At 56.3% G+C, this 1,334-nt stretch carries 3 protein-coding genes and 1 pseudogene; all 4 read right to left on the bottom strand.

The window, feature by feature from the left end:
- Positions 1-587 (bottom strand): annotated as a pseudogene (locus tag C3451_RS24110) (phage tail tape measure protein); the annotation flags it as partial.
- Positions 574-729 carry a GpE family phage tail protein gene (locus C3451_RS24105; protein WP_032424037.1) on the bottom strand — a complete coding sequence of 52 codons (156 nt, stop codon included), beginning with the start codon at positions 727-729 and terminating at the stop codon, positions 574-576. The gene C3451_RS24105 and the pseudogene C3451_RS24110, both read right to left, overlap by 14 nt.
- 5 nt (positions 730-734) lie before the next feature.
- Entirely contained in the window at positions 735-1,052 is a 318-nt protein-coding gene (locus tag C3451_RS24100) for a phage tail assembly protein (protein ID WP_045342178.1), read from the bottom strand.
- 48 nt (positions 1,053-1,100) lie between these two features.
- On the bottom strand, positions 1,101-1,334 hold a 234-nt coding region (locus tag C3451_RS24095), incomplete at its 5' end, for a phage major tail tube protein (protein WP_192894894.1).

Genomic DNA, 1,334 nt, shown 5'->3' with positions numbered 1-1,334 from the left:
CGCCCCGCTACGTAACCGGCAGCAGTGGCCCCGGCAACGGCCATTGTGCCACCACCGCGAAGTTTGCCCGCCGTTTGCTGCATCCGGTCATAGCGCGCACGTGCCTGCGTGACCGCGGCAAGCTGTCGCCGCTCCCGCTCTAGCGTCTGGTTGTACTGTTCGGTTCGGCGTATGGCGCTCTGAATAGTGCGATCGCTGCCGACCAGCGAAACGCCGTGGCTGCGCAGTGCCTGTGAGGCGGCGCGCAGCTTAACCATTTCCTGCGTGCGTGCAGAATTAAGGCGCTCGAGCTTTGCGGCCAGCGCTGCCATATGTGCTTTTTGCTTGTCTGTAAGCTGTGTACCTTCCCGCTGCGCCTGATTCAGCCCTTCAAGTGCCCGGCTGGCGTCGTCAATTTTGCGGGAGGTCTTTTGCACGCTGTCGCGCAGACGGTTGAACGTACGGGACTGACTGTCCAGATCTTTAATGCTGGACTGCGTTTTTTTGAGGGATTCAGACAAACCGCCCGCACTCTGGCGGGCGGCATTGACCGGGCGGGTAAGTTTATCGATCGCGCTGAACGCGACGCGAATATTAAGGCTTTTCACTGTCACTGGCTCCACTTCGGACAGCCGCCCGTTCACGCCAGGCTATGACTTCGCCCAGTTCCATCGTGAAGACTTCAGAGGGCGGCCAGTTGAAAACAACCGCGATATCAGCAACCAGATCGTCGATCAGGTCGAACCGCAGAAGTGTTACTGATTCTCCGTCTCCGCCTCGCTCGACGCTCCAGACCCCGCAGGTGTCAAAAAAGGGACGAGCGCTTCTGACAGGCTGACGAAATCGCGTGTATCCATTTCGTTAATCTCAGTCTGTTTGAGACGTGGTGATGTGACGCGGGTCAGCAGTACCGCCACCGAATCCACATCCATATTCATCACGTTGACCAGCTTCAGCCCACGCAAGGAGCCAGCCTGTTTGATCTCATCCGTGATCGTAACCTGAGTAATTTTCTCATCCCCGCGAACAACGGGTTTTGCCAGCGTAATGGCGTTATCGGTCTTTTTGCTCATTGTTGAAAGCTCCGGGCGGCACGGCTGTGCCGCCACTTATCAGGTTAATCAGTTACCCATTCCCAGCGCAGACGTGATGCGGTCAGGGTAGATATTCTTGCCATCTTTCTTGTAGATGAAGTTCAGCAGATCAAACTCAAACAGCGGCTTGTCGTCGATGCTGAGCCTGTAATAGGTATTCTTCATCGTGTAGCTGACAGAGGTATCTTCTCCCTGCTTGCTTTCACCACCATCCATTTCGGTGATACGGCCGCGCAGCTCGACCTCAACCAGCAGGCTTTC

It is taken from the genome of Enterobacter sp. 301B (assembly GCF_003850715.1).
Lineage (GTDB): Bacteria > Pseudomonadota > Gammaproteobacteria > Enterobacterales > Enterobacteriaceae > Enterobacter > Enterobacter intestinihominis.
Note: the sequence above shows the minus strand (reverse complement) of the source record. Positions and strands in the feature narration are given on the sequence as shown.

Coding starts and splice junctions, on each gene's coding strand:
- C3451_RS24100 (WP_045342178.1), bottom strand. CDS start 1,052: ATGAGCAAAAAGACCGATAACGCCATTACGCTGGCAAAACCCGTTGTT.